The organism is Mycobacterium sp. 050134, from assembly GCF_036409085.1.
Classification (GTDB): domain Bacteria; phylum Actinomycetota; class Actinomycetes; order Mycobacteriales; family Mycobacteriaceae; genus Mycobacterium.
In genome coordinates, this window is record NZ_JAZGLV010000004.1 from 1 (window position 1) to 26,942 (window position 26,942).

24 protein-coding genes are annotated in these 26,942 nt (G+C 70.6%); 6 read left to right on the forward strand and 18 right to left on the reverse strand.

Annotated elements, in window-relative coordinates; translation table 11 throughout:
- Window positions 1-88 precede the first annotated feature (88 nt).
- From SKC42_RS05460 to gatC, 4 genes are all read right to left on the reverse strand, one after another.
- On the reverse strand, window positions 89-1,270 hold the full coding sequence (locus tag SKC42_RS05460) for a MinD/ParA family ATP-binding protein (protein ID WP_330963291.1): 1,182 nt from the start codon (window positions 1,268-1,270) through the stop codon (window positions 89-91).
- A gap of 119 nt (window positions 1,271-1,389) precedes the next feature.
- A complete protein-coding gene (locus tag SKC42_RS05465; RefSeq protein WP_330963292.1) occupies window positions 1,390-2,421 on the reverse strand; it encodes an ATP-dependent 6-phosphofructokinase in 1,032 nt (343 codons plus the stop codon).
- 141 nt (window positions 2,422-2,562) lie between these two features.
- On the reverse strand, window positions 2,563-4,044 hold the full coding sequence (gene gatA / locus SKC42_RS05470) for an Asp-tRNA(Asn)/Glu-tRNA(Gln) amidotransferase subunit GatA (RefSeq protein ID WP_330963293.1): 1,482 nt from the start codon (window positions 4,042-4,044) through the stop codon (window positions 2,563-2,565).
- Entirely contained in the window at window positions 4,041-4,340 is a 300-nt protein-coding gene (gene gatC / locus SKC42_RS05475; RefSeq protein WP_085256969.1) for an Asp-tRNA(Asn)/Glu-tRNA(Gln) amidotransferase subunit GatC, read from the reverse strand. Before gatC ends, gatA begins: the two co-directional genes overlap by 4 nt.
- A gap of 107 nt (window positions 4,341-4,447) precedes the next feature.
- On the opposite strand from gatC, the gene SKC42_RS05480 reads away from it, so the two are divergent.
- Window positions 4,448-5,104, forward strand: a complete 657-nt coding sequence (locus tag SKC42_RS05480; RefSeq protein WP_330963294.1) for an amino acid-binding protein — start codon at window positions 4,448-4,450, stop codon at window positions 5,102-5,104.
- 4 nt (window positions 5,105-5,108) lie between these two features.
- On the opposite strand, the gene SKC42_RS05485 is transcribed toward SKC42_RS05480, so the two are convergent.
- The 3 genes from SKC42_RS05485 to SKC42_RS05495 all read right to left on the reverse strand — a co-directional run bounded on the left by SKC42_RS05485 (window position 5,109) and on the right by SKC42_RS05495 (window position 9,631).
- Window positions 5,109-6,353 carry a glycosyltransferase gene (locus SKC42_RS05485; RefSeq protein ID WP_330963295.1) on the reverse strand — a complete coding sequence of 415 codons (1,245 nt, stop codon included), beginning with the start codon at window positions 6,351-6,353 and terminating at the stop codon, window positions 5,109-5,111.
- A gap of 123 nt (window positions 6,354-6,476) precedes the next feature.
- Window positions 6,477-8,561 (reverse strand): NAD-dependent DNA ligase LigA, encoded by a 2,085-nt coding sequence (gene ligA / locus SKC42_RS05490; RefSeq protein ID WP_330963296.1) that lies wholly within the window; start codon window positions 8,559-8,561, stop codon window positions 6,477-6,479.
- A gap of 56 nt (window positions 8,562-8,617) precedes the next feature.
- Entirely contained in the window at window positions 8,618-9,631 is a 1,014-nt protein-coding gene (locus SKC42_RS05495; protein ID WP_330963297.1) for a methionine synthase, read from the reverse strand.
- 86 nt (window positions 9,632-9,717) lie between these two features.
- Here SKC42_RS05495 and SKC42_RS05500 point away from each other — a divergent pair, with 86 nt between their 5' ends.
- A complete protein-coding gene (locus tag SKC42_RS05500; RefSeq protein ID WP_330963298.1) occupies window positions 9,718-10,353 on the forward strand; it encodes a sensor domain-containing protein in 636 nt (211 codons plus the stop codon).
- Here the strand turns inward: SKC42_RS05500 and mnmA are convergent.
- From mnmA to SKC42_RS05530, 6 genes are all read right to left on the reverse strand, one after another.
- Window positions 10,350-11,426, reverse strand: coding sequence for a tRNA 2-thiouridine(34) synthase MnmA (gene mnmA, locus SKC42_RS05505; RefSeq protein WP_330963299.1), 1,077 nt, complete (start codon window positions 11,424-11,426; stop codon window positions 10,350-10,352). The two genes, SKC42_RS05500 and mnmA, sit on opposite strands and share 4 nt — an antisense overlap.
- A complete protein-coding gene (locus tag SKC42_RS05510) occupies window positions 11,423-12,604 on the reverse strand; it encodes a cysteine desulfurase family protein (protein WP_330963300.1) in 1,182 nt (393 codons plus the stop codon). Before SKC42_RS05510 ends, mnmA begins: the two co-directional genes overlap by 4 nt.
- Window positions 12,605-12,637: 33 nt before the next feature.
- Complete coding sequence (locus SKC42_RS05515) at window positions 12,638-13,558, reverse strand: lysophospholipid acyltransferase family protein (protein WP_330963571.1); 921 nt, start codon at window positions 13,556-13,558, stop codon at window positions 12,638-12,640.
- 8 nt (window positions 13,559-13,566) lie between these two features.
- Entirely contained in the window at window positions 13,567-14,421 is an 855-nt protein-coding gene (locus SKC42_RS05520) for a GNAT family N-acetyltransferase (protein WP_330963301.1), read from the reverse strand.
- A gap of 294 nt (window positions 14,422-14,715) precedes the next feature.
- Entirely contained in the window at window positions 14,716-15,672 is a 957-nt protein-coding gene (locus tag SKC42_RS05525) for an electron transfer flavoprotein subunit alpha/FixB family protein (protein ID WP_330963302.1), read from the reverse strand.
- Window positions 15,673-15,707: 35 nt separating this feature from the next.
- Window positions 15,708-16,499, reverse strand: coding sequence for an electron transfer flavoprotein subunit beta/FixA family protein (locus SKC42_RS05530; RefSeq protein WP_330963303.1), 792 nt, complete (start codon window positions 16,497-16,499; stop codon window positions 15,708-15,710).
- A 224-nt stretch (window positions 16,500-16,723) separates the two neighbouring features.
- Here SKC42_RS05530 and SKC42_RS05535 point away from each other — a divergent pair, with 224 nt between their 5' ends.
- From SKC42_RS05535 to SKC42_RS05550, 4 genes are all read left to right on the forward strand, one after another.
- Complete coding sequence (locus SKC42_RS05535; RefSeq protein ID WP_330963304.1) at window positions 16,724-17,539, forward strand: class I SAM-dependent methyltransferase; 816 nt, start codon at window positions 16,724-16,726, stop codon at window positions 17,537-17,539.
- Window positions 17,540-17,541: 2 nt separating this feature from the next.
- The gene (locus SKC42_RS05540; protein WP_330963572.1) at window positions 17,542-19,107 is read left to right on the forward strand and encodes a glycoside hydrolase family 57 protein; all 1,566 of its coding nucleotides are present in this window, start codon (window positions 17,542-17,544) and stop codon (window positions 19,105-19,107) included.
- A 118-nt stretch (window positions 19,108-19,225) separates the two neighbouring features.
- The gene (locus SKC42_RS05545; RefSeq protein WP_330963305.1) at window positions 19,226-20,470 is read left to right on the forward strand and encodes a glycosyltransferase family 4 protein; all 1,245 of its coding nucleotides are present in this window, start codon (window positions 19,226-19,228) and stop codon (window positions 20,468-20,470) included.
- Between the two features lie 10 nt (window positions 20,471-20,480).
- A complete protein-coding gene (locus SKC42_RS05550) occupies window positions 20,481-21,830 on the forward strand; it encodes a TIGR01777 family oxidoreductase (RefSeq protein WP_330963306.1) in 1,350 nt (449 codons plus the stop codon).
- 95 nt (window positions 21,831-21,925) lie between these two features.
- Here the strand turns inward: SKC42_RS05550 and SKC42_RS05555 are convergent, their stop codons facing one another.
- The 5 genes from SKC42_RS05555 to SKC42_RS05575 form a co-directional block, all read right to left on the reverse strand.
- Complete coding sequence (locus SKC42_RS05555; protein WP_330963307.1) at window positions 21,926-22,981, reverse strand: sulfate/molybdate ABC transporter ATP-binding protein; 1,056 nt, start codon at window positions 22,979-22,981, stop codon at window positions 21,926-21,928.
- Between the two features lie 17 nt (window positions 22,982-22,998).
- Window positions 22,999-23,817, reverse strand: a complete 819-nt coding sequence (gene cysW / locus SKC42_RS05560; protein WP_330963308.1) for a sulfate ABC transporter permease subunit CysW — start codon at window positions 23,815-23,817, stop codon at window positions 22,999-23,001.
- On the reverse strand, window positions 23,814-24,707 hold the full coding sequence (gene cysT / locus SKC42_RS05565; RefSeq protein WP_330963309.1) for a sulfate ABC transporter permease subunit CysT: 894 nt from the start codon (window positions 24,705-24,707) through the stop codon (window positions 23,814-23,816). Before cysT ends, cysW begins: the two co-directional genes overlap by 4 nt.
- On the reverse strand, window positions 24,704-25,723 hold the full coding sequence (locus SKC42_RS05570; protein ID WP_330963310.1) for a sulfate ABC transporter substrate-binding protein: 1,020 nt from the start codon (window positions 25,721-25,723) through the stop codon (window positions 24,704-24,706). The genes cysT and SKC42_RS05570 overlap by 4 nt, the downstream gene beginning before the upstream one ends.
- Before the next feature lie 650 nt (window positions 25,724-26,373).
- On the reverse strand, window positions 26,374-26,868 hold the full coding sequence (locus SKC42_RS05575) for a MarR family winged helix-turn-helix transcriptional regulator (RefSeq protein WP_330963311.1): 495 nt from the start codon (window positions 26,866-26,868) through the stop codon (window positions 26,374-26,376).
- Between the last annotated feature and the right edge of the window lie 74 nt (window positions 26,869-26,942).

Below are 26,942 nucleotides of genomic sequence, written 5' to 3' on the forward strand. Positions count from 1 at the left end.
GGTGACCGCGAGACCGGCGGAGCCGGGCGAAGCGGGTCACCACCAACACACCCCGCGGTGACCGCGAGACCGGCGGAGCCGGAGTGGGTCAGAACCGACGCGGCGGTCGGGACGCCCCCAGGCGGAGCTCCGGCCGCGCACTCCGGCCCGGGAACATGTCGGCCAGGGTGGCCGCGAGCTCCAGATAGCAGCGCCTGCTCTCGCGGCTCAACCGATCGAGCGAGATCTGCTTGCCGTCGTGAATGTGCCGATCGAACGGCAGCACCACGGTGGCGGCGACGTGAGCCGACAACTGCTCGAGCTCCTTGGCGGCCAGATTGTCCACTTTGGCCGGCTCAACGTGGTTAATCACCAGGACCGCCGACTTCATCAGGTGGCGATACCCGTTGTGGGACAACCATTCCATGGAGGTGCGCGTCTTCCGCACGGCATCGACGGCGGTGCTGGTGACCACGACGACGGCCCGCGACTCGGGAAGCACGGCCTCCGTCACCGGCGAGTTGAGCGCCTTGCCGCAGTCCACCAGCACCACCGAATAGTGGTTGCGCAGAATGGAGAATGCCCGGACGACGTCTTGGCGTTCCGGCCGCCAGTCGGTGCGCGCATAGTCCGGCAGCCCGAGAACCTCCAGGCCGAAGCTGTTCAGGTAGGTGTGGGCGCGCACGTCGCTGTACTGGGCGACCGTGTGGTCGGCCAGCAGGTCGGCCATGCTGAGCGGGTTGCGCCGGCCGTGCCGTTCGGCGAGGTCGCCGGCGTCCAGGTCGACGGCGATGATGCGGTCGCGCCGGACCTGGGCGAAGGTGGAGCCGAGCGTCTCCACCACGGCGGTCTTCCCGACGCCGCCCTTGAGGTTGAGCACCGCGATCGGAAACGCGCCGCCCACACCCGCCCGGATCCGGTCTCGTAGCTCCTGTCGGTACTGCGAGTCCCTTCCAGGGCCGACGTTGAGTCCGGTGACGCGGTGGACGAGCTCCCGCCAGTTGAACCGGCCCGACGCATCGGCGTCCTGCTCGTCGAGGCCGTCGAGCGCCGTTCCGCCGGGTTGGCGCTCGCCGTGCGGCGGGGCGGGAGGCCGGGGCGCCGAGGCGGGCCGTGCGGAGGTTGGGGGCGGCTGCCGCAACGACGGGTTCGAGAGGTACGGCTGCGGGATCGTGGCGGACGTCGGACTGGCTTCGTCAAGCGGGACCTGCGACGGGGCCCGTCGACCCGGCGGACCCGCACGTTCAGCGGACGGCTGAGCGACTCCGCGCACCGAACCGCGGTGGTTCATGCCTCCGGGTATAACCGCTCTGCGCTGGTCCGGAAACCACGAATTCGCGTTCGACCGGAGGAACGCGGCAAATTTCCACGGTCGTCAGGTCGTCGCCACCTGGCGTTTGCCCGAACCGCTCAGCCGAAGAACGCCGCCGCGTCGTCGTAGCGGCTCTCCGGCACGAGCTTGAGCCGGCGCACCGCGTCCGCCAGCGCCACCCGGCCGATGTCCTGCCCGCGCAGCGAGACCATCTGGCCATACTCCCCCGCGTGCGCGGCGTCGGCCGCGTTCACACCGAACCGGGTGGCCAACACCCGGTCGTAGGCCGTCGGCGTGCCGCCGCGCTGCACGTGGCCCAGCACGGTCACCCGGACGTCTTTGTTGATCCGCTTCTCCACCTCGGCGCCGAGCTGGGCCGCGACGCCGGTGAACTTCTCGTGGCCGAACTCGTCAAGGCCGCCTTCGCGCAGTGTGATCGAGCCGGCCATGGGTTTCGCTCCCTCGGCCACCACGCAGATGAAGTGCGAATCGCCGCGCTGGAACCGGCGCTTGACGAGCCGGCAGACTTCCTCGACGTCGAACGGCTGCTCGGGAATCAGGGTCATGTGCGCCCCGGAGGCCAGACCGGCGTTGAGCGCGATCCAGCCGGCGTGCCGGCCCATCACCTCCACGAGCATCACCCGCTGATGGGATTCCGCGGTGCTGTGCAGCCGGTCGATGGCGTCGGTGGCCACAGTCAGCGCGGTGTCGTGGCCGAAGGTGACGTCGGTGCAGTCGATGTCGTTGTCGATGGTCTTCGGCACCCCGATCACCGGCACGTTCTCCTCCGACAGCCAGTGCGCGGCCGTCAGGGTGCCTTCACCGCCGATGGGGATCAAGACGTCGATGCCGTTGTCGTCGAGAGTCTGCTTGATCTGGTCCAGCCCAGCGCGCAGCTTGTCGGGATGGACGCGGGCGGTGCCGAGCATCGTCCCGCCCTTGGCCAGGAGGCGGTCGTTGCGGTCGTCGTTCTGCAACTGGATGCGCCGGTTCTCCAGCAGGCCGCGCCACCCGTCCTGGAATCCGACGACGGACGAGCCGTACCGAGAGTCGCAGGTGCGCACCACCGCCCGAATGACGGCGTTGAGGCCGGGGCAATCTCCGCCGCCCGTGAGAACTCCGATCCGCATGCCCTTATCTTGCCCTGCGGCCCAGCTAGATGCCGCGAGCAGACGCAAAATCACCCAAATCGGGCCAGTTTTGGGTGCTTTTGCGTCTGCTCGCCGGTAAGGCTCGTCGGCAAGGTTCGCCGGTAGGAAGGGCGCGCGGCGCTAGATCGGGGTGGGCAGCGCGCCGCGGACCGCCTCGTAGGCGGCGCCCACCCGGTACAGCCGGTCGTCGGCCAGCGCGGGAGCCATGATTTGCAGCCCGACGGGCAGTCCGTCATCCGGCGACAGCCCCGCCGGCACCGACATACCGCAGTGGCCGGCCAGGTTGAGCGGCAGCGTGCACAGGTCGAAGAGGTACATCGCGAGCGGGTCGTCCACCTTCTCGCCGATCGGGAACGCCGTCGTGGGCGTGGTGGGCGACACGACGACGTCGACGGACTCGTAGGCCCGGTCCAGGTCGCGGGCGATCAGCGTGCGCACCTTCTGCGCCTGGTTGTAGTAGGCGTCGTAATAGCCGGCCGAAAGGGCGTAGGTGCCGATCATGATCCGCCGCTTGACCTCCGGCCCGAACCCGGCGGCCCGGGTCAGCGCCATCACTTCCTCGGCGCTGTGGGAGCCGTCGTCGCCCACCCGGAGCCCGTAACGCATGGCGTCGAACCGCGCCAGGTTGCTCGACACCTCCGACGGCAGGATCAGGTAGTACGCGGCCAGCGCGTATTCGAAGTGTGGGCAGTCGACCTCGGTCACCTCGGCGCCCAGCGCGGTCAGCCGTTCGATCGCGGCCTCGAACGACGCCAGCACGCCCGGCTGATAGCCCTCGCCGCGCAGCTGCTTGACGACCCCGACCCGCACACCGCGCAGGTCACCGGAGGCGCCGGCCCGGGCCGCGCCGACGACGTCGGGCACCGGCGCGTCGACGGACGTCGAGTCGCGCGGGTCGTGGCCGGCGATCACCTGGTGCAGCAGCGCGGTGTCGAGCACGGTGCGCGCGCACGGGCCGCCCTGGTCCAGTGACGACGCGCACGCCACCAGCCCGTAACGCGACACCGTGCCGTAGGTGGGTTTGACGCCGACCGTCGCGGTCAGTGCGGCCGGCTGCCGGATCGAGCCGCCCGTGTCGGTTCCGATGGCCAACGGGGCCTGGAAGGCGGCGAGGGCCGCCGCGCTGCCGCCACCCGATCCGCCGGGCACCCGGTCGACGTTCCAGGGGTTGCGGGTGGGGCCGTAGGCGGAGTTCTCCGTCGACGAACCCATCGCGAACTCGTCCATGTTGGTCTTGCCCAGGATCGGGATGCCGGCCGCGCGCAGCCGGACGGTGACCGTGGCGTCGTACGGCGACCGCCAACCCTCGAGGATCTTGGATCCGCAGGTGGTGGGCATGTCGGTCGTGGTGAAGACGTCCTTGAGCGCGAGCGGAACCCCGGCCAGCGCCGACGGTAGCCGCTCGCCGGCGGCCACCGCGTTGTCGACTGCGGCCGCCGCCGCGAGCGCCTCGTCGGCCGCCACGTGCAGAAACGCGTGATAGCGGTCGTCGGTCGCCGCGATCTGGTCCAGGCACGCCTGGGTGACCTCGGTGGACGACACCTGCTTGGCGGCGATCCGCGCGGCCAGTGTCGCGGCGTCGGACCGGATCAGGTCGCTCACTCGCTGTCCCCGAGGATCTGCGGAACGGCGAAGCGGCCGTCGACGGCCTCGGGCGCCTCGGCCAGCGCCTCGCGCTGCGTCAGGCACGGCGTCGGCTCGTCTGGCCGGGTGACGTTGACGTCTTTGAGCGGGTTGCCGGTCGCTTCGACGCCGGTCACGTCGACTGCCTGCACCTGGCTGACGTGGGTCAGGATGGCGTCGAGTTGGCCGGCGAAGCTGTCGAGTTCGCCGTCGGTCAACGCCAGCCGGGACAGCCGGGCCAGGTGCGCCACCTCGTCGCGGGAGATCTGGGACACGAGCGCAAAGCCTAGTCGGGCGACGCCTGCCGGCGCCCCGCCGCCCACCGCTCAACGGGGCACCGGCCGAAATGCCCCGGACACATCCCTGTGTCACAGTGTTGGCCGTGCCGTCGTATCTGTTGCGTATCGTGCTCGTCGACCGCCCCGGCAGCCTGGGCTCGCTCGCGGTGGCGCTCGGCTCGGTAGGGGCCGACATCCTGTCGCTCGACGTGGTGGAGCGCAGCTCGGGGAACGCGATCGACGACCTGGTCATCGAGCTGCCCCCGGGCGCGATGCCCGACACGCTGATCACGGCCGCGGAGTCGTTGCCCGGCGTGCGGGTGGACAGCGTCCGCCCCCACACCGGTCTGCTGGAAGCCCACCGCGAGCTGGAGTTGCTCGACCACATCGCCGCGGCCGCCGACGGCGAGTCCCGGCTCAAGGTCCTGGTCGACGAGGCGCCCAAGGTGCTGCGGGTCAGTTGGTGCATGGTGCTGCGCAGTTCGCGCGGGGAGCTGCAGCGCCTCGCCGACAGCCCGGGCTCGCCGGAGACCAAGGAGGATTCGGCGCCCTGGCTGCCGATTGAGCGGGCGTCGACGCTGGACGGCACCGCGGAGTGGGTGCCGCAGGCGTGGCGCGACATGGACATCACCATGGTCGCGGCGCCGCTGGGCGACCCACACACGGCGGTCGTGCTGGGCCGGCCCGGCCCGGAATTCCGCCCCTCGGAAGTGGCCCGGCTGGGTTACCTGGCCGGGATCGTGGCGACGATGCTGCGCTGAGAGGTCAGGCCGGCACCCGGTCCAGCAGGCTGTTGTAGATGGCGACGATCTTCTCGGTCTGCAGCGACTGCCGACCGGCGTCCCGGTGCGCGGCGACGACGTCGGTCATCTCGCGCAGTTTGGCGCGGTCCTCGACGAGCGCACGGATGGCCGCGGCGAGCGAGGCGGGCGCCGGGCTGGCGGTGAGGACGCCGCCGCCGTCGGGAACCGTTTCCCCCAGCGCCGGGTCGCAGTAGATCATCGGCAGCGACATGGCGGCGGCCTCCAGGAGCACCAGGCCCTGGGTGTCGAAGTCGTAGGACGTGAAGAGCAGGGCGTCGCTCGACCTCATCGCGACCAGGCAGTCCTCCCGGTCCACTCGGCCGTGCAGGCGAATCCGGCCGCCGAGGCCCGCGGACTCGATGGTCTTGCTGATCGCGGGCACCAGGTGGCCGTCACCGTAGATGTCCAGCGTGCAGCCCTCCACCTGAGCAACCGCCTCGACCGCCGCCGTCACGCGCTTCTCCGACGACAGCCGCCCGCACCAGATCAGCCGCAGCGGGTCGCCGCCGGCGGCCGGGGTCACCCGGGCCGCGCGGGCGCGGTCGATCACGTCGTCGTCGACGCCGTTGGACACGACCGAGATCGGCCGGCTCACCCCGCGCCCGGCCAGGGACCGCGCGAAGTGCCTTGTCGGGGTGATCTCGTGATCTACCGCCTGCGCGTGGGCGACCATGAGGCGCCACGCCAGGCGCGACGCGAGGCCCTCTTGCACGCGGGTGAGGTTGAACTCCCGGGAGAGGTGCCGCTTCTGCATGTGGGCGAACAACACCGCCAGCGGGAGGGGCGTCGCGGTGGCCTGCTCGAAGTACACGTCGAAGCGGGTGTGCTTGGTCTGGACCACCGGGATGCCGTGACGGCGGGCGGCTTCCACGCCCGCGATCGCCACCCCGAGGTCGCCCTGGGTGTGCACGACGTCGACGGGCTCGCGGGTGCGGAACGCCGCGTCGATGATCGCGTGGTTGACCTTGGACGGCCACACGAACATGAAGTCGTCGTGCCTGCCCAGCCGGCGCATGAGCGGGGCGATCACCGGCACCGGCTTCAGCTCGACGACGCCGGGGTCGGGGTCGGCGGTCTTGGGCAGCGGCGCGGTGAACACCGTCACCCGGTGCCCGCACTGCTCCAGGGCGCGGCGCTGGGTGGCCACCGAGACCTGGGTGCCCCCGAGGCTGTCCGGATGGAGATCGGTGAAAAGAGCGACATGCATGCAAGAGCCTCTCGAAGAGTCGGTGAAAGTTGCCCAGCGGCAATCTGCTACGACGTACGACCGCCCTGTCTAACGCCCCCCGGACGGTCAAGTAGTCGCGCGGCCCATGCTACCGAGATCGGTTCACTCCGCCGCGGGAGCGGCGGGCGGCCCCTGCTCCAGCAGCGTCCGGAACCCGTCCTCGTCGAGGACCGGGACCCCGAGCTCGACGGCTTTGTCGTACTTGGAGCCCGGCGAGTCGCCGGCCACGACGTAGTCCGTCTTCTTCGACACCGAGCCGGCGGCCTTGCCGCCACGGGCGATGATCGCCTCCTTGGCGTCGTCGCGGGAGAACCCGGTCAGCGAGCCGGTCACGACGATGGTCAGCCCCTCCAGCGTGCGGGCCACGGTGGCGTCGCGCTCGTCGGCCATCCGCACGCCGGCGGCCCGCCACTTGTCGACGATCGCGCAATGCCAGTCGACGGTGAACCACTCGGCGAGCGCGGCAGCGATCGTCGGTCCGACGCCCTCCACCGCCGCGAGTTCCTCGGTGGACGCCGCCACGATGGCGTCGAGGCTGCCGAACTCGGTGGCCAGGGCGCGGGCCGCCGTAGGCCCGACGTGCCGGATCGACAGGGCGACCAGCACCCGCCACAGCGGCGCGGCCTTGGCCCGGTCGAGGTTGGCCAGCAGGCGCTTGCCGTTGGCGGACAGCGCGCCGGCCTTGGTGCGGAACAGCTCGGTGCGCAGCAGGTCGTCCTCGGTCAGGCCGAACAGGTCGCCCTCGTCGGCGATGACGCCGGCCTTCAGCAGCGCGGTGGCGGCCTCGTAACCCAGCCCCTCGATGTCCAGCGCGCCGCGGCCGGCGACGTGGAACACCCGCTCACGCAGCTGGGCCGGGCAGGACCGGGAATTGGGGCAGCGGATGTCGGCGTCGCCCTCCTTAGCCGGGGCCAACGGGGTGCCGCACTCGGGACACGTTGCGGGCATGACGAATTCCCGTTCCGTGCCGTCACGCAGGTCGACGACGGGGCCGAGCACCTCGGGGATCACGTCGCCGGCCTTGCGGATTATCACGGTGTCGCCGATGAGCACGCCCTTGCGCTTGACCTCGGCGGCGTTGTGTAGGGTAGCCAGCCCGACCGTGGACCCGGCGACCTTCACCGGTGTCATGAACGCGAACGGCGTGACCCGGCCGGTGCGCCCCACGTTCACGCGGATGTCGAGCAGCTTGGTCTGCGCCTCCTGGGGCGGGTACTTGTAGGCCACCGCCCATCGCGGCGCCCTCGACGTCGTCCCGAGCCGGCGCTGCAGCGCGACGTCGTCGACTTTGACCACCACGCCGTCGATCTCGTGCGCGACGTCGTAGCGGTGCTCCCCCCAGTACGCGACGCGTTCCTCGACGGCGGCCAGGCCCCGCACCCGGGAGGTCTCCTCGGCCACCGGCAATCCCCACGCGCGCAGCGCCGTGTAGGCCTCGTGCTGAGTTTTCGGCGCGAAGCCTTCGGTGCGCCCGATGCCGTGGCAGATCATCCGCAGCTTGCGCCGTGCGGTCACGGCCGGGTTCTTCTGGCGCAGCGAGCCGGCGGCGCTGTTGCGCGGATTGGCGAACGGCGCCTTGCCGTCCTCGACGAGGCTGGCGTTGAGCGCCTCGAAGTCGGCGAGCATGAAGAACACCTCGCCGCGCACCTCCAACAACCCGGGAATCGGGAAGCCGGCGCCATCGGTGAGCCGTTCGGGCACGTCGTCGATGGTGCGCGCGTTGAGCGTGACGTCTTCGCCGACGCGGCCGTCGCCGCGGGTGGCGGCGCGCTCGAGCCGGCCGTCGCGGTACACCAGCGACAGGGCCACCCCGTCGATCTTCAGCTCGCACAGGTAGTGGGGGTCACGGCCGATCTCGTTCTCCACCCGGGCGCTCCAGGCGGCGAGCTCGTCGCGGTCGAACACGTCGTCGAGGCTGAGCATCCGCTCGAGGTGTTCGGCCGAGGCGAAGTCGGTGGCGAAGCCCGCGCCGCCGACCAGTTGCGTCGGGGAATCCGGGGCCCGCAACTCCGGGTAGCGATCCTCCAGCGTGAGCAGTTCGTTGAACATCGTGTCGAAGTCGGCGTCCGAAACGATCGGCGCGTCCTTGATGTAGTAGCGGAACTGGTGCTCGCGAACTTCGTCGGCCAGTTCCTGCCACTGGCGCCGCACCTCGGGAGGTGCGTCGTCGGCTTCGGCAGGGCTCACCTCCGCAGGCTATCGAAGGGCGACGACAGCCGCCCCGGCACGCCCGCACCCGCCGATCAGATGGCGTCGGGGTCGTCGGCGAACGCGGCGGCCGCCGTGCGGGCGAGGTCGATCGCGGTGCGGGCCCACTGCGGCGTCGCACCGGCCAGACCGCATGCCGGGGTCACCCCGATCCGGTCCCGCAGCGCCGAGCGGCCAAACCCGAGGCGATCGGTCACCGCGACCACCGCGCCGGCCACCTCTTCGGCCGAGGGCCGCCGCTCGGGCGCCGCGGCGGGGACCACGCCGAGCATGACGGCGCGGCCCGATTCGACGAAGGCCGCGACGCCGTCCAGGTCGGCCGCCCGCAGCGTGCCCGCATCGACGGACAACGCGCCGATTGCGCTGCGCGCCAACAGGTCCCACGGCAATCCCGGCGCGCAGCAGTGCAGCACCGTCTCGGCTCCCGACGCCGTGACGCAGGTGTCCAGCAGCGCGGCGGCCACCGCCTGGTCCAGCGGCGCGATCGGGCTCAGCGCCGTCACCCCGGTCAACCGGCCGCCCAAGGCGCTCGACAGCGACGGTTCGTCGAACTGCACCACCACCGGCGTCTCGAGCCGACGCGCCAGCGCCGCGCGGTGGGCGCCCACGCCTTCGCCCAGTGACGCGGCGAGGTCGCGCAGCGCCCCGGGGTCGGTGATCGCGCGGTGGCCGTTGGCCAGCTCAAGGCCGGCGGCCAGCGTGATGGGCCCGGGGGCCTGCACCTTGACCGGGCGCCCGGCGCCGCGCAGGCCGGCCGCCTCCCAGGCCTCCTCCAGGGCGTCGCAGTCCTCGTCGAGCAGGCTGACGGCTCGCCGGGTGACCGCGCCCGGCCGCGCGGCGATCCGATACCCGCGCGGCACGGTGTCGATGGCGACGTCGACCAGCAGCGCCCCGGCCCGGCCGAGGGTGTCGGCGCCCACTCCCCTGGCGGGCAATTCCACCAGGTGGGCGAGCGCGCCGCCCAATTCTCCGACGACGATCTCGGCGGCCGTGTGCGCGACGGTACCGGGCCACGAGCCGACGCCGCTGGCGGTCGCGAAAACACTCACCGGGCAACCGTATTCGACGTCGCGTGGAACGTCGGTCGCGAGGGGTGGGTACGGGGGGTAGCTTCAAGCCCAGAGGGGTGTGGCACATGGCGAGATTGACGCGGCCGCTGCTGTGGTGCGGCGCGGTGCTGCTCACGGTGGGCTGCACCCGGGTGGTGGACGGGACGGCGCTGCCGGGATATGGGGCCACCCGCAAGGTCGTGCACGGCGTGAACGTCGACACCATCCTGCTGGACCAGTCGCGCATGCGGGCGATCACCGGGGCCGGCGAACACCTCAACATCATCCCGTCGATGGACGGCACCAACCCGGTCGACATCGACGCCCTTGCGCAAGCCACGCCGCAGGAGTGCCGGTTCCTCTACGCGGAGACGGCGACGTTCGGACCCGACATCGAGGAGTTCCACAAGACCACCTTCCAGGACCCGCCCGACGGGGCGCTCATCTCGGAGGGTGCGGCGGCGTACCGCGACGTCGAGACGGCCCGCGACGCGTTCGGCAACCTGGTGAAGACCGTCGGCAGTTGCGCGGGCGAATCCACCGGCCAGCTGCTGGTCGGCGAGTGGAACACCGCGGCGAACACGCTGCACCTGGGCCCCGGTGGCTGCGGCCGCGACTACCGGGTGCTGTCCGTGGCGCTGCTGGAGGTCACGTTCTGCGGCTTCCCGCAGTCGGTCTCCGACATCGTCATGACGAACATCGCCGCGAACGTTCCGGCCTAGCGTCCGGCGCCGACGATGGTGGCGCTGCCCAGAACCTCGTCGCCGTCGACGTCGGGCCGGTAGAGCGCCAGGGTCTGGCCGGGCGCGACCCCGCGCAGCGGGGCACGCAATCGCACGACAAGCTCGTCGCCGACCAATTCGGCCACGGCATCGACCGTTTCGCCGTGGGCGCGCACCTGGACCACGCACTCGACGGGACCCTCCGGGGCGGTGCCGCCGGTGAAGACCGGGGAACGCCCAACGAGGCCGTGGACGTCGAGCTCGGCCGCGCCGCCCACCTGCACGGTCGCGGTGTCGGCGTCGATGGCGGTCACGTAGCGGGGGCGCCCGTCGGAGCCGGGGCCCGCGATGCCGAGACCCTTGCGCTGCCCGATCGTGAAACCGTGCACGCCGTCGTGGCTGGCGAGCACGGCGCCGTCCGCGGTGACCACGCTGCCGCGGCGGACCCCGATGCGCGCACCGAGGAAGGCACGGGTGTCGCCGGAGGGGATGAAGCAGATGTCGTGGCTGTCGGGCTTGTCGGCGACCGCCAGGCCGCGGCGGGCGGCCTCGGCGCGGATCTCGGGCTTGGGGGTGTCGCCGATCGGAAACGCGGCGTGGCGCAACTGCTCGGCCGTCAGCACGGCCAGCACGTAGGACTGGTCCTTGTCCTTATCGACGGCACGACGCAGCCGGCCCCCGGACAGCCGGGCGTAGTGGCCGGTGGCCACCGCATCGAAGCCCAGCGCCAGCGCCTTCGCCGACAACGCCGAGAACTTGATCCGCTGATTGCACCGCACGCAGGGGTTCGGGGTCTCGCCGCGGGCGTACGACGACACGAAATCGTCGATTACGTCGGCGGAGAACCGCTCCGCGAAATCCCAGACGTAGAACGGGATTCCGAGCACGTCGGCGACCCGGCGAGCGTCCGAGGCGTCTTCCTTCGAACAGCAGCCCCGCGATCCGGTGCGCAGGGTACCGGGTGTTGCCGACAGGGCCAGGTGGACGCCGACCACCTCGTGCCCGGCATCGACCATCCGGGCGGCGGCGACCGAGGAGTCGACGCCGCCACTCATGGCGGCGAGGACTTTCACTTCACTGCCCCCACGGCGGCCAGGGCGGCCCCCCGGGCGCGGTCCACGGCCGCGGGCAGTACCCGCAACACCGCGTCCACGTCCTCGTCGACGCTCGTGTGGCCCAGGGACAGTCGCAGCGATCCACGGGCGCTGGCCGCGTCGACGCCCATGGCGATCAGCACATGCGACGGCTGCGCGACACCGGCCGTGCAGGCCGATCCGGTGGAGCACTCGATACCGTTGGCGTCCAGCAGCATCAACAGCGCGTCGCCCTCGCAGCCGCGGAAGGTGAAGTGCGCGTTTCCGGGGAGCCGGTGCGGGTCGCGGGCGCCGTTCAGGGTGACGTCGTCGATGCCGGCGAGCACCCCGTCCACGAGTCGGTCGCGCAGGGCCCGCAGCCGCGCCCCGTTGGCCTCCAGCCCGTCCACGGCGATCTGCGCGGCGGTCGCCATGCCGACGGCACCAGCGACATCCGCTGTGCCGGAACGGATGTCGCGTTCCTGTCCGCCGCCGTGGGCGAGCGGCGCGCACGCGACATCGCGGCGCAGCAGCAACGCCCCCATGGCCGGCGGTCCGCCGAACTTGTGCGCGGCGACGCTCATCGCGGACAGCCCGCTGGCGGCGAAGCCGACGGGCAACTGACCCACCGCCTGCACGGCGTCGCTGTGCATGGGAACGCCGTATTCGGCTGCGACGGTGGCCAACTCGGCGGCCGGCGCAACGGTGCCCACCTCGTTGTTGGCCCACATCACCGAGACCAGTGCGACGTCGTCGTGGGCCTGCAGCGCCGCACGCAGGTCCGCCGCCGACACCGAGCCGTCCGGCGCGGTCGGAAGCCAGGTCACGTCGGCGCCCTCGTGCTCGGCGAGCCACTGCACCGAGTCCAGGACGGCGTGGTGCTCGACCTCGCTGGTGATGATGCGGCGCAGCCGCGGCTCGGCGTCCCGGCGCGCCCAGTAGATGCCCTTTACGGCGAGGTTGTCGCTCTCGGTGCCGCCCGCGGTGAAGATCACCTCGGACGGACGCGCGCCGAGCTTGGCCGCGATCAGCTCGCGCGACTCCTCGACCCGCCGCCGCGCCGCCCGGCCGCTGGTGTGCAGCGAAGACGCGTTGCCGACTATGCCCAGCACGGCCGTCATCGCCTCGACGGCGGCAGGGTGCATCGGGGTGGTGGCGGCGTGATCCAGGTAGACCATGACGCGACCCACGATACCGGCAGGCCGGTTTGGCTAGGCCACCAGCACAGGCCCGTGACCTGGCTGCCGCCGCAAATGCCGCGCCGGCCGGGTGGGCGCGGCCGCGAGCACCGCCGATTGGCAGCGGCGGGCGAGGTCACGCCGATCGGTGCCCGGCAGCTGCAGGGATTCCACGCGCACCCAGGCCAGGGTGCGGCGCACGGTGAGGAGCCGGTAGATCGACCGCAGCAGCGTGTCGTCGCCGACGAACGCCGGTGCGGTCGAGACGCTGCCGTCGTTGTGGTGATAGGTGAGCCGAAGCGGCTGCACGGGGCGCCCGGCGTCGATCGCGGCCTGGAACATCGCCGGGTAGAACGAACCGCATCCTCGGTGGGTCTGCGCGGGACGCCCCCGGTGCGCCGCGCCCGCGCCCTCGTCGTCGCGCGCGCCACACCAGGTGGTGCCCTCCGGGAACGCCACCACCGTCTGGCCGGCGCGCAGCCGCCGCGCCACGGTGTCCACCACCGCGGGCAGCCGCCGAAGACTGGCCCGTTCGATGGGGATGATCTTCAAGATCCGGGCCACGATGCCGATGGCGGGACCGGTGAACATGTCGGCGCGCGCGACGAACGATCCGGGCAACACCGAACCGATCGCGAAGACGTCCAGCCACGATATGTGGCCGCTGACCACGAGCACCCCACGCAGGTTGCGAATCGGGCTGCCGGACACCCGGATTCGGACGCCGAAGCACCGCAGCATCAACCGGCAGTAGATCCGCTGGACCCGCGTTCGGCCCGGCAGCGGCATCGCGATCAGCGGGGTTCCCGGTGCCAGCAACAGCGCCAGCGACACCCGGAGCGTCACCCGAACCGCCACCCGGAGGCGCGATTCAACGGCGGTACCGACGCCCACGCAGCCGCTGCCGCACGACGCGCGGGGCAGCCAGGCGTGGCCGCCCGCCGCCGTCGCCACCGGCGCGGTCACTCGGCGCCGCCGTTCACCGTCTCGGTGGCCGCCGACACCGACCGCAACCGTTTGAGATAGCGCGTATCGGCCCGGCGCTTGTCCAGCAGCACGCAGAAGTCGCCCACTCCGAAGTCGGGGTCGTGCGCGGGCTCGCCGCAGACCTGCGCACCCAGCCGCAGGTAGCCGCGCATGAGCGGCGGCACCGCCGGCCGCGGCGGGGCGGGGATGTCGTCGAGGGCGCGCCCGCCGACGCGGACGGGCCGGTACGGGCGCACGCGATACTCCGGCGGCGCGGCGTTGCGGCTGAGCACGAAGTCGCGGACGCCGCGCAGCTGGCTGCCCGGGGTGTCGCCGTCCGACTCGTCGCCGATCGGCACCGACACGCACCCGGTCACGTAGTCGTAGCCGTAGCGGTCCAGGTAGGCCAGGATGCCTGCCCACATCAACAGCACCACGCCGCCGTTGCGGTGCCCGTCGCGCACCACCGCGCGGCCCATCTCCACCAGCGCCGGCCTGAGCATGTCGAACGCCCGGAGATCGAATTCGGTCTCGGTGTAAAGGCCGCCGGCCGCGATGGCGCCCGCCGGCGCCAGCATCCGGTAGCAGCCCACCAGTTCGCCGGTGTCGTCGTCGCGGACCAGCAGGTGATCGCAGAACTCGTCGAACCGGTCGACGTCGATGCGAGCCCCTTCGGCCGTCGGGAGCTCGAAGCCGGGCGTGCTGGTGAACACGTCGTAACGCAGGCGCTGCGCGGCCTCAATCATGCCGGGGTCCGTCGACAGCAACAACGAATAGTGCGGGCCGCCGGACGGAGCGCTCGCGGCGTGGGCCGGCTTCTCGCTGGGTATGAGGACAGAAGCAATGCTCATGTCAACAACGTCGCGTAACCGATGAGCTAGTCGGCATCGACGCTGTGACGTGTCGATGCACGTCAGATGACGAAATGAGGCCAAATTCGGTGACATTCAACCGGACCGTGATCCGGACGTGAACGCGAGCCGTCGGGCGGGCGTCTGCCGGACGCCGCGCCGCCCCAGGACCCGCGCGGCTCGGACCGGCTGATCGCGCCCAGCAGACGCAAAAGCCCGCGACACGCCGTGCGTGCGCGGGCTTTTGCGTCTGTTCGCGAGGGGCTCGCGAGCCCCTCGCGAACAGAAGGAAATCTAGCCCTTGCGCTGCTTGATCGCGTCGGTCAGCTGCGGCGCGACCTTGAACAGGTCGCCCACCACGCCGTAGTCGGCGATCTCGAAGATCGGCGCCTCTTCGTCCTTGTTGACGGCGACGATGGTCTTTGAGGTCTGCATGCCGGCACGGTGCTGGATCGCCCCGGAGATGCCCAGCGCGATGTAGAGCTGCGGCGAAACCGTCTTGCCGGTCTGGCCCACCTGGAACTGGCCCGGGTAGTAGCCGGAGTCGACGGCGGCACGGGAAGCGCCGACGGCGGCGCCGAGCGAGTCCGCCAGTTCCTCGACCACGTGGAAGTTGTCCGCGCTGCCCACGCCACGGCCGCCGGACACCACGATGGTGGCTTCGGTCAGTTCCGGGCGGTCGCCCGCGACGGCGGGCTGGCGGGAAGTGATCTTGGTGGCGTTCTCGGACTGGGCCGGCACCTCCACGGTCACCTGCTCACCGGCGCCGGCCTGCGGCTCAGCGTCGATCGCGCCGCCACGCACCGTGACGATCGGGGTGTCGCCGTTGGCCTGCGCCTCGACGGTGAACGCCCCACCGAAGATGGAGTGCACAAACTTGTTGCCCTCGTTGACCCCGACCACGTCCACCAAGAGGCCCGACCCGATCCGCGCGGCCAGCCGGCCGGCAATCTCCTTGCCGTCGGCGTTGGCCGACAGCAGCACCGCGGCGGGCGAATTGGACTCGGTCAGCGAGGCCAGCACGTCGACCACCGGGGTGATCAGGTAGTTCTCGGCGTCGTCGGACTCGGCGACGTAGATCTTGGCGGCGCCGGCCTCCTTGAGCCCGTCGACCAGCGGCGCGGCGGTGCCGGGCTTGCCGACGACGACGGCGGCCGGCTCACCCAGCGCGCGGGCGGCGGTGATCAGTTCGGACGTGACCTTCTTCAGTGCGCCTTCGGCGTGCTCGACGAGCACGAGTACTTCAGCCATGGTTCAGTTCGCTCTTCTCGTGTCTGGGATGAGTGTCAGATGATCTTCTGGCCGACCAGGTACTGCGCGATCTGGCTGCCGCCTTCGCCTTCGTCGGTGACCTTCTCGCCCGCGGTCTTCGGCGGCTTCGGCGTCGACGACAGCACCTTCGACCCGGCGTTGGCCAGCCCGACCTCGTCGGCCTCGACCCCGATCTCGGACAGGGTCAGCACCGTGACCTCTTTCTTCTTGGCGGCCATGATGCCCTTGAAGGAGGGGAAGCGCGGTTCGTTGATCTTCTCGGTGACGCTCACCACCGCGGGCAGGGTGGCCTCGAGGCTGAACACGCCGTCGTCGGTCTCGCGCTCGCCGGTGACCTTGCCGTTCTCGATGGACAGCTTGCGCAGGTGGGTGAGCTGCGGCAGGCCCAGATACTCCGCGATGATGGCCGGCACGGCACCGCCTGAGCCGTCGGTGGATTCGTTGCCGGCGATGACGAGCTCGGTGCCCTCGATGGTGCCCAGCGCGCGGGCCAGCGCCCACGCCGTCTGGACCACGCAGGACCCGTGCATGCCGTCGTCCTTGAGGTGGACGGCCTTGTCGGCGCCCATCGACAGCGCCTTGCGGATCGCTTCGGTGGCGCGCTCGGGGCCGGCGGTCAGCACGGTCACCGAACCCTCGCCGCCTTCGCGCTCGCGGATCTGCAGGGCCTCTTCGACGGCGCGCTCGTTGATCTCGTCCAGCACGGCGTCGGCGGCCTCGCGGTCCAGCGTGTAGTCGCCGTCAGACAGCTTGCGCTCCGACCAGGTGTCCGGGACCTGCTTGATCAGGACCACGATGTTCGTCATGAGTGTGGTTCGTCCTCCTCGAAGGAGTCCCGCAGTCTCGACTGCGGGATCTCGGTACACGTTGGGCACGCACGGGCGTGTTACTACCGGGTAACTTTGTGCGGTCTGCCTCCACACCATAGCGAACCGTCCAGCACGTTCTTGCAGCCCGTCCGCCTCGTGAAACCCGGGCGGGCCGCTTCCCGGTTCGCTAATCCGTCACTTCGCGTTAGCCTCCCTATGCAATGAGCGCATTCGTCCCCGACGTTCCCCAGACCCTCCCCGGCGACACCTCGTCGGGGGCCTCCGCGGCGGCCCCGGCGGGGCTGGTCCTGACGGGCGAGCGCACCATCCCCGATCTGGACATCGAGAACTACTGGTTCCGCCGTCACCAGGTCGTTTATCAGCGACTGGCCCCCTACTGCGCCGGCCGCGAGGTGCTCGAGGCCGGCTGCGGCGAGGGCTACGGCGCCGACTTGATCTCCGGCGTCGCCCGCCGGGTCGTCGCCGTGGACTACGACGAGGCCACCGTGGCCCATGTGCGCACCCGCTACCCCCGGGTCGACGTGATGCGGGCCAACCTCGCCGAGCTACCACTGCCCGATTCGTCGGTCGATATTGTGGTGAACTTCCAAGTCATCGAACACCTGTGGGACCAACCACAATTCGTCGCCGAATGCGCCCGGGTGCTGCGACCGTCTGGGCGGCTGATGGTGTCCACCCCCAACCGGATCACGTTCTCCCCGGGCCGCGACACCCCGATCAACCCGTTCCACACCCGCGAGCTGAACGCCGACGAGCTCGCGCAGCTACTGGCGGATGCGGGCTTCACCGAGGTGACGGTGAGCGGCCTCTACCACGGCCCCAGGCTGCGGGAAATGGATGCGCGCCACGGTGGCTCGATCATCGACGCGCAGATCGAGCGGGCGGTGGCCGGCGCGCCGTGGTCGCCGCAACTGGCGGCCGACGTCGCCGCGGTGACGACCGAGGACTTCGAGCTCGTCGAGAGCGGGAACATCGACGACAGCCTGGATCTCGTCGCGATCGCGGTGGCGCCGTGACCATGCCCGCGGACCGCGTGCCGGGGCTGTTCACGCTGGTGCTGCACACCCACCTGCCGTGGCTGGCCCACCACGGCCGCTGGCCGGTCGGCGAGGAGTGGCTCTACCAGTCCTGGGCCGGGGCCTACCTGCCGCTGATGCGGGCGCTGGGCACCCTGGCCGACGAGGGCCGGTCGGGCCTGCTCACCCTCGGCGTCACCCCGGTGGTCAACGCCCAGCTCGACGACCCGTACTGCCTCGACGGCATGCACCACTGGCTGGCCAACTGGCGGTTGCGGGCCGAGGAGGCCGCCAGCGTGCGGTCGGACCGGGGGTCGAAGTCGGCCGGATATCAGTCGTGCACCCCGGAAGCATTGCGGACCTTCGGGGTTCGCGAGTGCGCCCTGGCCGAACGGTCGCTGGACGACTTCGCCACCCTGTGGCGGCACGGCGCGAGCCCGCTGCTGCGCGGCCTGGTCGACGCCGGCACGGTGGAGTTGCTCGGCGGCCCGCTGGCCCACCCTTTCCAGCCGCTGCTCAACCCGCGGCTGCGCGAATTTGCGCTGCGCGAGGGGCTGGCCGACGCCCAAGCGCGCCTGGGATCGCGCCCCACGGGGATCTGGGCGCCGGAATGCGCCTACGCCCCGGGCCTGGAACACGACTACGCCGCCGCCGGGGTCACCCACTTCATGGTCGACGGCCCGTCGCTGCACGGCGACACCGCCCTGGGCCGGCCCGTCGGGGACACCGAGGTAGTGGCGTTCGGCCGCGACCTGCAGGTCAGCTACCGGGTGTGGTCGCCGCGGTCCGGCTATCCCGGCCACGCGGCGTACCGCGACTTCCACACCTACGACCACCTCACCGGGCTGAAACCGGCCCGGGTGACCGGGCGCAACGTGGCCTCGGAGGGCAAGGCGCCGTACGACCCGGAGCGCGCCGACCGCGCCGTCGACGCCCACGTCGCCGACTTCGTCGACGTGGTTCGCGCCCGGTTGCGCTCGGAGTCGGAACGCATCGGTCGCCCCGCCCACGTGGTCGCGGCCTTCGACACGGAGCTGTTCGGCCACTGGTGGCACGAGGGGCCGACGTGGCTGCAGCGGGTGCTGCGCGCGCTGCCCGAGGCCGGGGTGCGGGTCGGCACGCTGCGCGACGCGATCGACGACGGGTTCGTCGGTGACCCCGTCGCCCTGCCACCCAGCTCGTGGGGTTCGGGCAAGGACTGGCAGGTGTGGGCCGGCGACCAGGTGGCCGACCTGGTCCAGCTCAACGCCGAGGTCGTCGACACGGCGCTGAGCACGGTCGACAAGGCGCTGTCACAGACCGACGGGCCGCTCGCCCGCGACCGGGTCGCCGACCAGATCCTGCGCGAGACCCTGCTCACGGTCTCCAGCGACTGGCCCTTCATGGTGAGCAAGGACTCCGCCGCCGACTACGCCCGGTACCGGGCGCACCTGCACGCCCACGCCACCCGCGAGATCGCCGGCGCGCTGGCGTCGGGCCGGCGCGACACCGCGCAGCGGCTGGCCGACGGCTGGAACCGCGCCGACGGCCTGTTCGGCGCCCTGGACGCGCGCAGGCTGCCCCGGTGACCTCCCGCCTTCCCCGCGAGCTGGGGGCACCACCCGCCTGCGAGCGTGCGTGTTTGTACGGCGACACGCCGGTGCGGGCGGCATTCTGCGCACGCTCGCCGGGCGAGGGATGACGCGCGTGAAGATCCTGATGGTGTCGTGGGAGTACCCCCCGGTGGTGATCGGCGGCCTCGGCCGCCACGTCCATCACCTGTCCACCGCGCTCGCCGAAGCCGGCCACGAGGTCGTCGTGCTGTCGCGCCGCCCGACCGGCACCGACGCGAGCACCCACCCCACCTCCGACGAGGTCGTCGAGGGCGTCCGGGTGATCGCGGCCGCGCACGACCCGCACGAGTTCACCTTCGGCACCGACATGATGGCCTGGACCCTGGCGATGGGCCACGCCATGATCCGCGCCGGGATGTCGGTGAAGACCCCCGGCCGCAACCGGCGCTGGCACCCCGACGTCGTCCACGCGCACGACTGGCTGGTGGCCCACCCGGCGATCGCCCTGGCCCAGTTCTACGACGTGCCCGTCGTTTCCACCATCCACGCCACCGAGGCCGGCCGGCATTCCGGCTGGGTCAGCGGGCCGACCAGCCGTCAGGTGCACGCAGTCGAGTCGTGGTTGGTGCGCGAATCCGATTCCCTGATCACGTGTTCGGCGTCGATGGCCGACGAGATCACCGAGCTGTTCGGCCCCGGATTGGCGGGAATCACGGTGATCCGCAACGGCATCGACGCGGGGCGGTGGGCCTTTGCGCCCCGCCGGCCCCGAACCGGCCCGGCGGAGCTGCTCTACCTGGGGCGGTTGGAGTACGAGAAGGGCGTGCACGACGCCATCGCCGCGCTGCCCCGCATCCGGCGCACCCACCCGGGCACCACCCTGACCATCGCCGGCGAGGGCACCCAGCAGGACTGGCTCGTCGAGCAGGCCCGAAAGCACAAGGTGCTCAAGGCTACTCGGTTCGTCGGCCATCTCGACCACGCCGGGCTGCTGGCCGTCCTGCACCGGGCCGACGCGGCAGTGCTGCCCAGCCATTACGAGCCATTCGGGATCGTTGCGCTGGAGGCCGCCGCCGCGGGCACCCCGCTGGTGACGTCCAACATCGGCGGCCTGGGTGAGGCGGTGATCGACGGCCACACCGGGGTGTCGTGTCCGCCCCGTGACGTCGCCGCGCTCGCGGGGGCGGTGCGGACGGTCCTCGACGACCCGGACGCCGCCCAGCGGCGCGCCCGCGCCGCCCGGCAGCGGCTGACGTCGGCGTTCGACTGGCGGACCGTGGCCGGGGAGACCGCCCAGGTGTACCTGGCCGCCAAGCGCGGCGAGCGGCAGCCGCAGCCGCGACTGCCCATCGCCGAGCACGCCCTGCCGAACCGCTAACGTTCCAGCGATGGGGCTCGAATTCTCCACCGTCGTCGATGCGCCGATCGACGACGTGTTCGCCTGGCACGCCAGACCCGGCGCCTTCGCCCGGCTGTCGCCGCCGTGGCAGCCCATGCGGTTGCTGACCGAGGCCTCCTCGCTCCGCGACGGGCGCGCGACGCTGGCGCTGCCCGGCGGGCTGCGATGGGTCGCCGTCCATCAGCCGGACGGCTACGACCCGCCCCGTCGGTTCGTCGACGCCATCGGCGGCGACGGTCCGGCCGCCCTGCCGGCGCGAATGGCGGTGCGCTGGCGGCACACTCACGACTTCGAAGACGTCGGCGGCGGCCGGACCCGGGTCATCGACCGGGTCGACACCCCGGTGCCCGGGTCGCTGCTGCGTCCCATGTTCGTCTATCGGCACCGCCAGCTCGCCGACGACCTGGCCGCCCATCGGCTGGGGGCGGAGCACGGGCTGGGCGCCGCGACGATCGCCGTCACCGGATCGTCGGGACTGGTCGGATCGGCGCTGACGGCGTTCCTGAGCACCGGCGGCCATCGGGTGATCCGGCTGGTCCGCGGCCAACCGCGCTCCGACGACGAGCGGCGATGGAACGCGCAAGACCCCGACCCCCGGCTGTTGGACGGCGTCGACGCCGTCATCCACCTGGCCGGCGCCTCGATCGCCGGCCGGTTCACCGCGAAGCACCGAAAGGCCATCCGCGACAGCAGGATCGGCCCAACCCGCCGGCTGGCCGAGCTGCTGGGACGCAGCGGTCCGCGGCCGCCGGCACTCATCTGCGCCTCCGCGATCGGCTACTACGGATACGACCGTGGCGATGCCACCCTCACCGAGGACAGCGGGCGCGGCGACGGGTTCCTGGCCGACGTCGTCGCCGAGTGGGAGGACGCAACCGCGCCCGCCGAGCAGGCCGGCGCCCGGGTAGTGCGGGTGCGCACCGGGATCGTGCAGTCCCCGCGCGGCGGCACGTTGCGGTTGATGCGCCCGCTGTTCGGCGCCGGCCTCGGCGGCCGGTTGGGTGACGGCCGCCAATGGCTGTCCTGGATCGGGATCGACGACCTGGTGGACGTCTATCACCGCGCGCTGTGGGATACCGCGTTGTCAGGTCCGGTGAATGCCGTTGCGCCACAACCGGTTCGTAACAGCGAGTACACCGAAATGCTGGCACGCGTGCTGCACCGGCCAGCGCTGCTGCCGGTACCGTCGCTGGGGCCGCGGCTGTTGCTCGGCGGTCAAGGCGCCCGCGAACTGGCGTGCGCCAGTCAACGGGTGCTGCCCGCCAAGCTCATCGCGGCCGGACACCGGTTCCGCCAACCACAACTCGACGAGGCGCTGCGTCACCTGTTGGGGCGCTAGAGCGGAACCCCACTCGAACGGCAGGGCCACGAGATCGGATGCGGGCCGCCCGTCGGCGGGTCGGCGGGTCAGCGTCGCCGTGGCGGCAGCGAAAGTCAGGTCGATGTGAGTACGCCACCGCCCGCCGGGGCAACCTCGCCCCCGATCGCCGGCACCCGGGTGGCCCGCACGTACACGGTGTCGCCGTCGCGCAGGGCCAATGCCTCGGCGTCGCCGCGGGTGATCTCGGCGGTGAACGGTGCGTGCGTTTGCGCGTTGGTCAGCTCGACACGCACCTCGAACCCCAGCGCGACCACCCGGTCGACGGTGGCCCGCACGACCCCGATCGACTCGGCGGTGCCGTCGCCCCCGGCGACGGCCATATCGGGCTTGCGGCCCACCCGAATGTCGTGCGGGCGCACCAACACGCCGTTGAGGGCGGACACCGCGCCCAGAAACGACATCACGAACGCGTTCGTGGGGAAGTCGTAGACGTCGGTGGGTGAGCCGATCTGCTCGATGTGCCCCTTGTTGAGCACCGCGATCCGATCGGCCACATCGAGCGCCTCGGCCTGGTCGTGGGTCACTAGCACCGTGGTCACATGCACCTCGTCATGCAGCCGCCGCAACCACGCCCGCAAGTCCTCCCGCACCTTGGCGTCCAAGGCGCCGAACGGCTCGTCGAGCAACAACACTTGCGGATCGACCGCCATCGCCCGCGCCAACGCCATCCGCTGACGCTGCCCACCAGAGAGCTGATTGGGATAGCGCCGCTGAAACCCGCTCAACCCCACCACGTCCAGCAATTCGTCCACCTTGGCCTTGACCTCGGCCTTGGGTCGCTTGCGGATCTTCAAGCCGTAGGCCACGTTGTCGCGCACCGTCAGATGCTTGAATGCCGCATAGTGCTGGAACACAAACCCGATCCCGCGCCGCTGCGGCGGCACCCGGGTCACGTCCTGACCGTTGATGGTCACCGTCCCGCTATCGGGCTGATCCAGCCCCGCGATCGCCCGCAACAATGTCGACTTACCCGAACCACTCGGCCCCAGCAGCGCCGTCAACGAACCCGTCGGCACCACAAAATCCACATGATCCAGCGCCACGAAATCCCCGTAATGCTTATACGCATCACGCACCACGATGGCCGGCTCGGCTACGGTTTCCGTCATGTGCTTCGATCTCCTTGTCAGGCTGGGGCATTCGCGCGTGCCCGGCGAACGAGCAGGATCACCTTGACGATGAGGAACGCCACCGCAACACCCATGAGCAGGGTGGACAGAGCGTAGGCGCCGTACTCGGCGCCGCGGTTGTAGCGGTCGTTGACCAGCAGCGTGAGGGTCTGTGATTCTCCGGGCAGGTTCGACGAGACCATGATCACCGCGCCGAACTCGCCCAGGGTGCGAGCGGTCGTCAAGACGACGCCGTAGGTCAGCCCCCACCGGATCGACGGCAACGTGATCCGCCAAAAGGTCTGCCACCAACTCGAACCCAGCGTGGCCGCGGCCTGCTCCTGTTCGGTCCCCAACTCCACGAGCACCGGTTGCACCTCGCGCACCACGAAGGGCAGGGTGACGAAGATGCTGGCCAGCACGATGCCCGGCAGGCCGAAGATGATCTTGAACCCCAGGTTGTTCTCGACAAAGCCGAACGCGCCGGCCGACCCCCACAGCACGATCAAGGCCACGCCCACGATGATGGGCGACACCGCGAACGGCAGGTCGATGATCGTCTGCAACACCGCCCGGCCCCGAAAGCGGTTGCGTGCCATCAACAACGACGTGGGAATGCCGAAGGCCACATTCAGCGGCACCACGATCGCCACCACCAGCAACGACAGGTTCAGCGCCGATATCGCGGCCGGCGTGCTGATCCACTCGAAGAACTGCCCCAGCCCGGGCCGGAAGGTGCGCAGCAGTATCAGTGTCACCGGAACGATGAGCATCACGGCGATATAGGCCACCACCGCGTACCGGGTGGCGTAGCGAACCCACGGCAGCGATGTCATGCGGCCTTCTCCTCGCGCTTGGCCGCGCGTCCGCCGACCACCCGCAAGAGAAGTAGGACTGTGAACGAGATGGACAGCAGGACAATGGAGATCGCGGCGGCGCCGGTACGGTCGTCATTCTCGATCAGGGATCGTATCCACTGCGACGAAACCTCGGTCTTGCCTGGCACCGCGCCGCCGATCGTCACGACCGAACCGAACTCCCCGATGGCGCGCGAGAACGCCAGCCCCGCGCCGGACAACAGCGCCGGGGCCAGTGACGGCAGCACGATCGACGTGAAGATCTTGGGCCCGGTGGCGCCCAGCGACGCCGCCGCCTCCTCGACTTCGCGGTCAATCTCCAGCAGCACCGGCTGGACCGCCCGAACCACCAGGGGCAGCGTGACGAACACCAGCGCCACTGTCACCCCCGGCGGCGTGTGCTGCAGGTGAATCCCGACCGGGCTGCTTTTTCCGTATAGGGCGAGCATCACGAGGCTGGTGACGATGGTCGGCAACGCGAACGGCAGATCGATGATCGCGTCCAGTATCCCTTTGCCGAAGAAGTTGTCCCGCACCAACACCCACGCGGTCATCAGACCGAATAGGACATTGATGATGGTGACCACCACCGAGATCGTGAGGGTGACTCGGAACGACTCGACGGCGGCATGCGACGTGACCGCCAGCCAGAAGGCCTGCCAGCCGTGCCCGCCGGCCTGCCACATAATGGCCGCCAGCGGCAACAGCACGATGAGCGAAAGCCACAGCGCCGCCACGCCGACCCGAAGCGACGTGCCGCCCGGCGGGCGGCTTGACGACACGGTGGGCACCGCGCGTTCGAATTCACTGCCGGGCTGGGCCAGTTCGGGCCGGATCGCCTCCGGGTCGGGAACGATTGTGGTGGTCATCCGGTGGCCTGCAGATAGACCTTGGTGATGCTGCCCGTGCCCTTGTCGAATAGCTGCGGATCGGCCGCCGCCCACCCCCCGAGGTCGGCAATCGTCCACAGCTTCACCGGCACCGGATATTGTTCCCGGAACCTCGCCGCGACTGCGGGGTCGACCGGCCGAAAGCCCGCTTGCGCCCAGACTTGCTGTGCGGCGGCCGTGAACTGAAAATTCTTGAAGGCCGCCGCGGCATCGGGATGGGGGCTGCTGCTCACCACTGCCAGCGGGTTCTCGATTTTGAAGGTCTGCGGCGGGATGACATGTTCGACCGGTTTGCCGTGCCGTTCGGCCGCGATCGCCTCGTTCTCGTAGCTGATCAACACGTCACCGCTGCCCTCGACGAAGACGTCTGTGGCGACCCGCCCGGACCCTGGGCGCAGCTTGACGTGCTCGCTCACCAACCTGCTGATGTACTCGATGCCCGCCCGCGCATCTGCGCCGCCCCCGCTCTTGGCGGCATACGGCGCCAAGAGGTTCCATTTCGCGGAGCCCGAGCTCAAGGGGCTGGGGGTGATCACCTCCACGCCGGGCCGCAGCAGGTCGTCCCAGTCCCTGATGTTCTTCGGATTGCCCTTGCGCACCACCAGCGTCACGACCGAGCCGAACGGGACGCCCTTGGTGCCGTCTTTGTCCCAGTCGGCAGAGACCTTGCCCGCCCTGACCAGTCGGGTGATGTCCGGCTCGACCGAGAAGTTCACCACGTCCGCCGGCTTGCCCTCCACGACGCCGCGCGACTGGTCAGCCGAGGCCGCGTACGACGCGACGACCTGGACGCCCCTGCCCTCCTCGGAGGCATAAAACGCCGGGATCACCTTGCTCCACCCCGGTTCCGGGACCGAGTACGCGACGAGAGTGATCTTCGTATTCCCCTGATTCAGTCCACCGCCGCCCACGGCGTCGCTGGCGCCGCCCTGACACCCCGCTGCCACCCCCACGGCCAGGGCCAGCGCCGCGACGCGCCGCACGCCACCGCTCATGCCTCCATACCGTGTGGACATCCTGGGCCTTCCGATGCGTGTCGACGGGGCTTTCCCGTTGTCGCGGGATGGGAGTGAAAGCAGTGAGGCGCGGTGAGAATCCGAAGTGAAAATCACCGACCCCGCGCCGGACCACGAGCACGGACGGGTCAGCGACAACAACGCACGAACACAGAACATCCGTGAACCGGAGATGTCTCGTACATGGCCGGAAGCCTAAGCGCCTGCTCCGCCCGTCAGCAACGCGGCCGATGAGCGTCCGACCGGAGACGGTGGAGCGAGGCGCCGCTCACCGCGGCACCGGTTTACCCGGGCGTAACCTCGGCCCGGCGCGCGAGGGGCTCGGCTCGATGGCGTTGCGCCGCAAGCCGTCCAACTGTGCGCCCCTCAGCCGGTCGGGCCCACGTCACGTCGGGCGAGCGCCGGAACAGCAAAGCCACAGGTCGAGGGCGTACGACCCGTCCAGCAACGCCCGCCGGGAGCAGGGTACGGACGAGGCGGAGGATCACCGAAACGCCCGCCATCCCGTGGGCGCCGCCAGGAGGCGAGATCCGCGACGGCCGGCGCGCGGCGGTGGCGCCCATGGACCCGGAGAAAAAGTCACGCTGACCACAAAGGCGGAGGACCTTCGCGCAACCGAGCCGCCCACGTCAGTCATGCGGGTCGCCCAGTTCGTCCTGAAAGCCCCGCATCGCGGCGATTAGCCCGGAGAAAACCCGGTGGGCTGCCAGCAGATCCTCGTCGGGCAGGTCCGTCAACGCGGCGCGCGTGTGCTCCGAGAGCGGGCTGAAGAAGGATCGCGCCGTGGCCAGAGCCGAGTCCCCGCGACGGAGAATGACCTTGCGCCGGTCGTCGGGGTGCGAGTCGCGGCGAAGGTGGCCCGATTCGATCAGCCGATCCACCAGGTAGGTGATGGCCGAACCGGACAGTCCCATCCGTTGGCTCAGATCGCCCGACGCCATCGGGCGTCCCGCCGTCTCCGCGACCATGATGTGCAACAAGGCGCGAAAGTCGTTGGGGCGCAGGTCGTGTGTGACCGCGAACAGCCGGCCGATCTGGTCGGATTCGGTGGAAATCTCCCGCAGGTCGGCCGAGATCAGCGACTCCAAGGCCTCTCGCCCCCAGCGCCGCTCCTCAGCGTCCATAACCTCATCAGCATATCTTGGATACACGAATCATTTCAGTTGGTTAACGTTTAAATCGTTGAAACTCACCTTCC

What these genes read in the sequence shown, in the direction of transcription:
- SKC42_RS05570 (WP_330963310.1), bottom strand. Translation starts at nt 25,723, where the DNA reads ATGAGCGGTGGCGTGCGGCGCGTCGCGGCGCTGGCCCTGGCCGTGGGG.
- SKC42_RS05550 (WP_330963306.1), top strand. Translation starts at nt 20,481, where the DNA reads ATGGGGCTCGAATTCTCCACCGTCGTCGATGCGCCGATCGACGACGTG.
- SKC42_RS05540 (WP_330963572.1), top strand. Translation starts at nt 17,542, where the DNA reads ATGCCCGCGGACCGCGTGCCGGGGCTGTTCACGCTGGTGCTGCACACC.
- SKC42_RS05510 (WP_330963300.1), bottom strand. Translation starts at nt 12,604, where the DNA reads ATGGTCTACCTGGATCACGCCGCCACCACCCCGATGCACCCTGCCGCC.
- SKC42_RS05530 (WP_330963303.1), bottom strand. Translation starts at nt 16,499, where the DNA reads ATGACGAACATCGTGGTCCTGATCAAGCAGGTCCCGGACACCTGGTCG.
- cysW (WP_330963308.1), bottom strand. Translation starts at nt 23,817, where the DNA reads ATGACATCGCTGCCGTGGGTTCGCTACGCCACCCGGTACGCGGTGGTG.
- SKC42_RS05465 (WP_330963292.1), bottom strand. Translation starts at nt 2,421, where the DNA reads ATGCGGATCGGAGTTCTCACGGGCGGCGGAGATTGCCCCGGCCTCAAC.
- SKC42_RS05460 (WP_330963291.1), bottom strand. Translation starts at nt 1,270, where the DNA reads ATGAACCACCGCGGTTCGGTGCGCGGAGTCGCTCAGCCGTCCGCTGAA.
- SKC42_RS05500 (WP_330963298.1), top strand. Translation starts at nt 9,718, where the DNA reads ATGGCGAGATTGACGCGGCCGCTGCTGTGGTGCGGCGCGGTGCTGCTC.
- cysT (WP_330963309.1), bottom strand. Translation starts at nt 24,707, where the DNA reads ATGACCACCACAATCGTTCCCGACCCGGAGGCGATCCGGCCCGAACTG.
- SKC42_RS05485 (WP_330963295.1), bottom strand. Translation starts at nt 6,353, where the DNA reads ATGCATGTCGCTCTTTTCACCGATCTCCATCCGGACAGCCTCGGGGGC.
- SKC42_RS05535 (WP_330963304.1), top strand. Translation starts at nt 16,724, where the DNA reads ATGAGCGCATTCGTCCCCGACGTTCCCCAGACCCTCCCCGGCGACACC.
- SKC42_RS05520 (WP_330963301.1), bottom strand. Translation starts at nt 14,421, where the DNA reads ATGAGCATTGCTTCTGTCCTCATACCCAGCGAGAAGCCGGCCCACGCC.
- SKC42_RS05555 (WP_330963307.1), bottom strand. Translation starts at nt 22,981, where the DNA reads ATGACGGAAACCGTAGCCGAGCCGGCCATCGTGGTGCGTGATGCGTAT.
- SKC42_RS05525 (WP_330963302.1), bottom strand. Translation starts at nt 15,672, where the DNA reads ATGGCTGAAGTACTCGTGCTCGTCGAGCACGCCGAAGGCGCACTGAAG.
- SKC42_RS05575 (WP_330963311.1), bottom strand. Translation starts at nt 26,868, where the DNA reads ATGGACGCTGAGGAGCGGCGCTGGGGGCGAGAGGCCTTGGAGTCGCTG.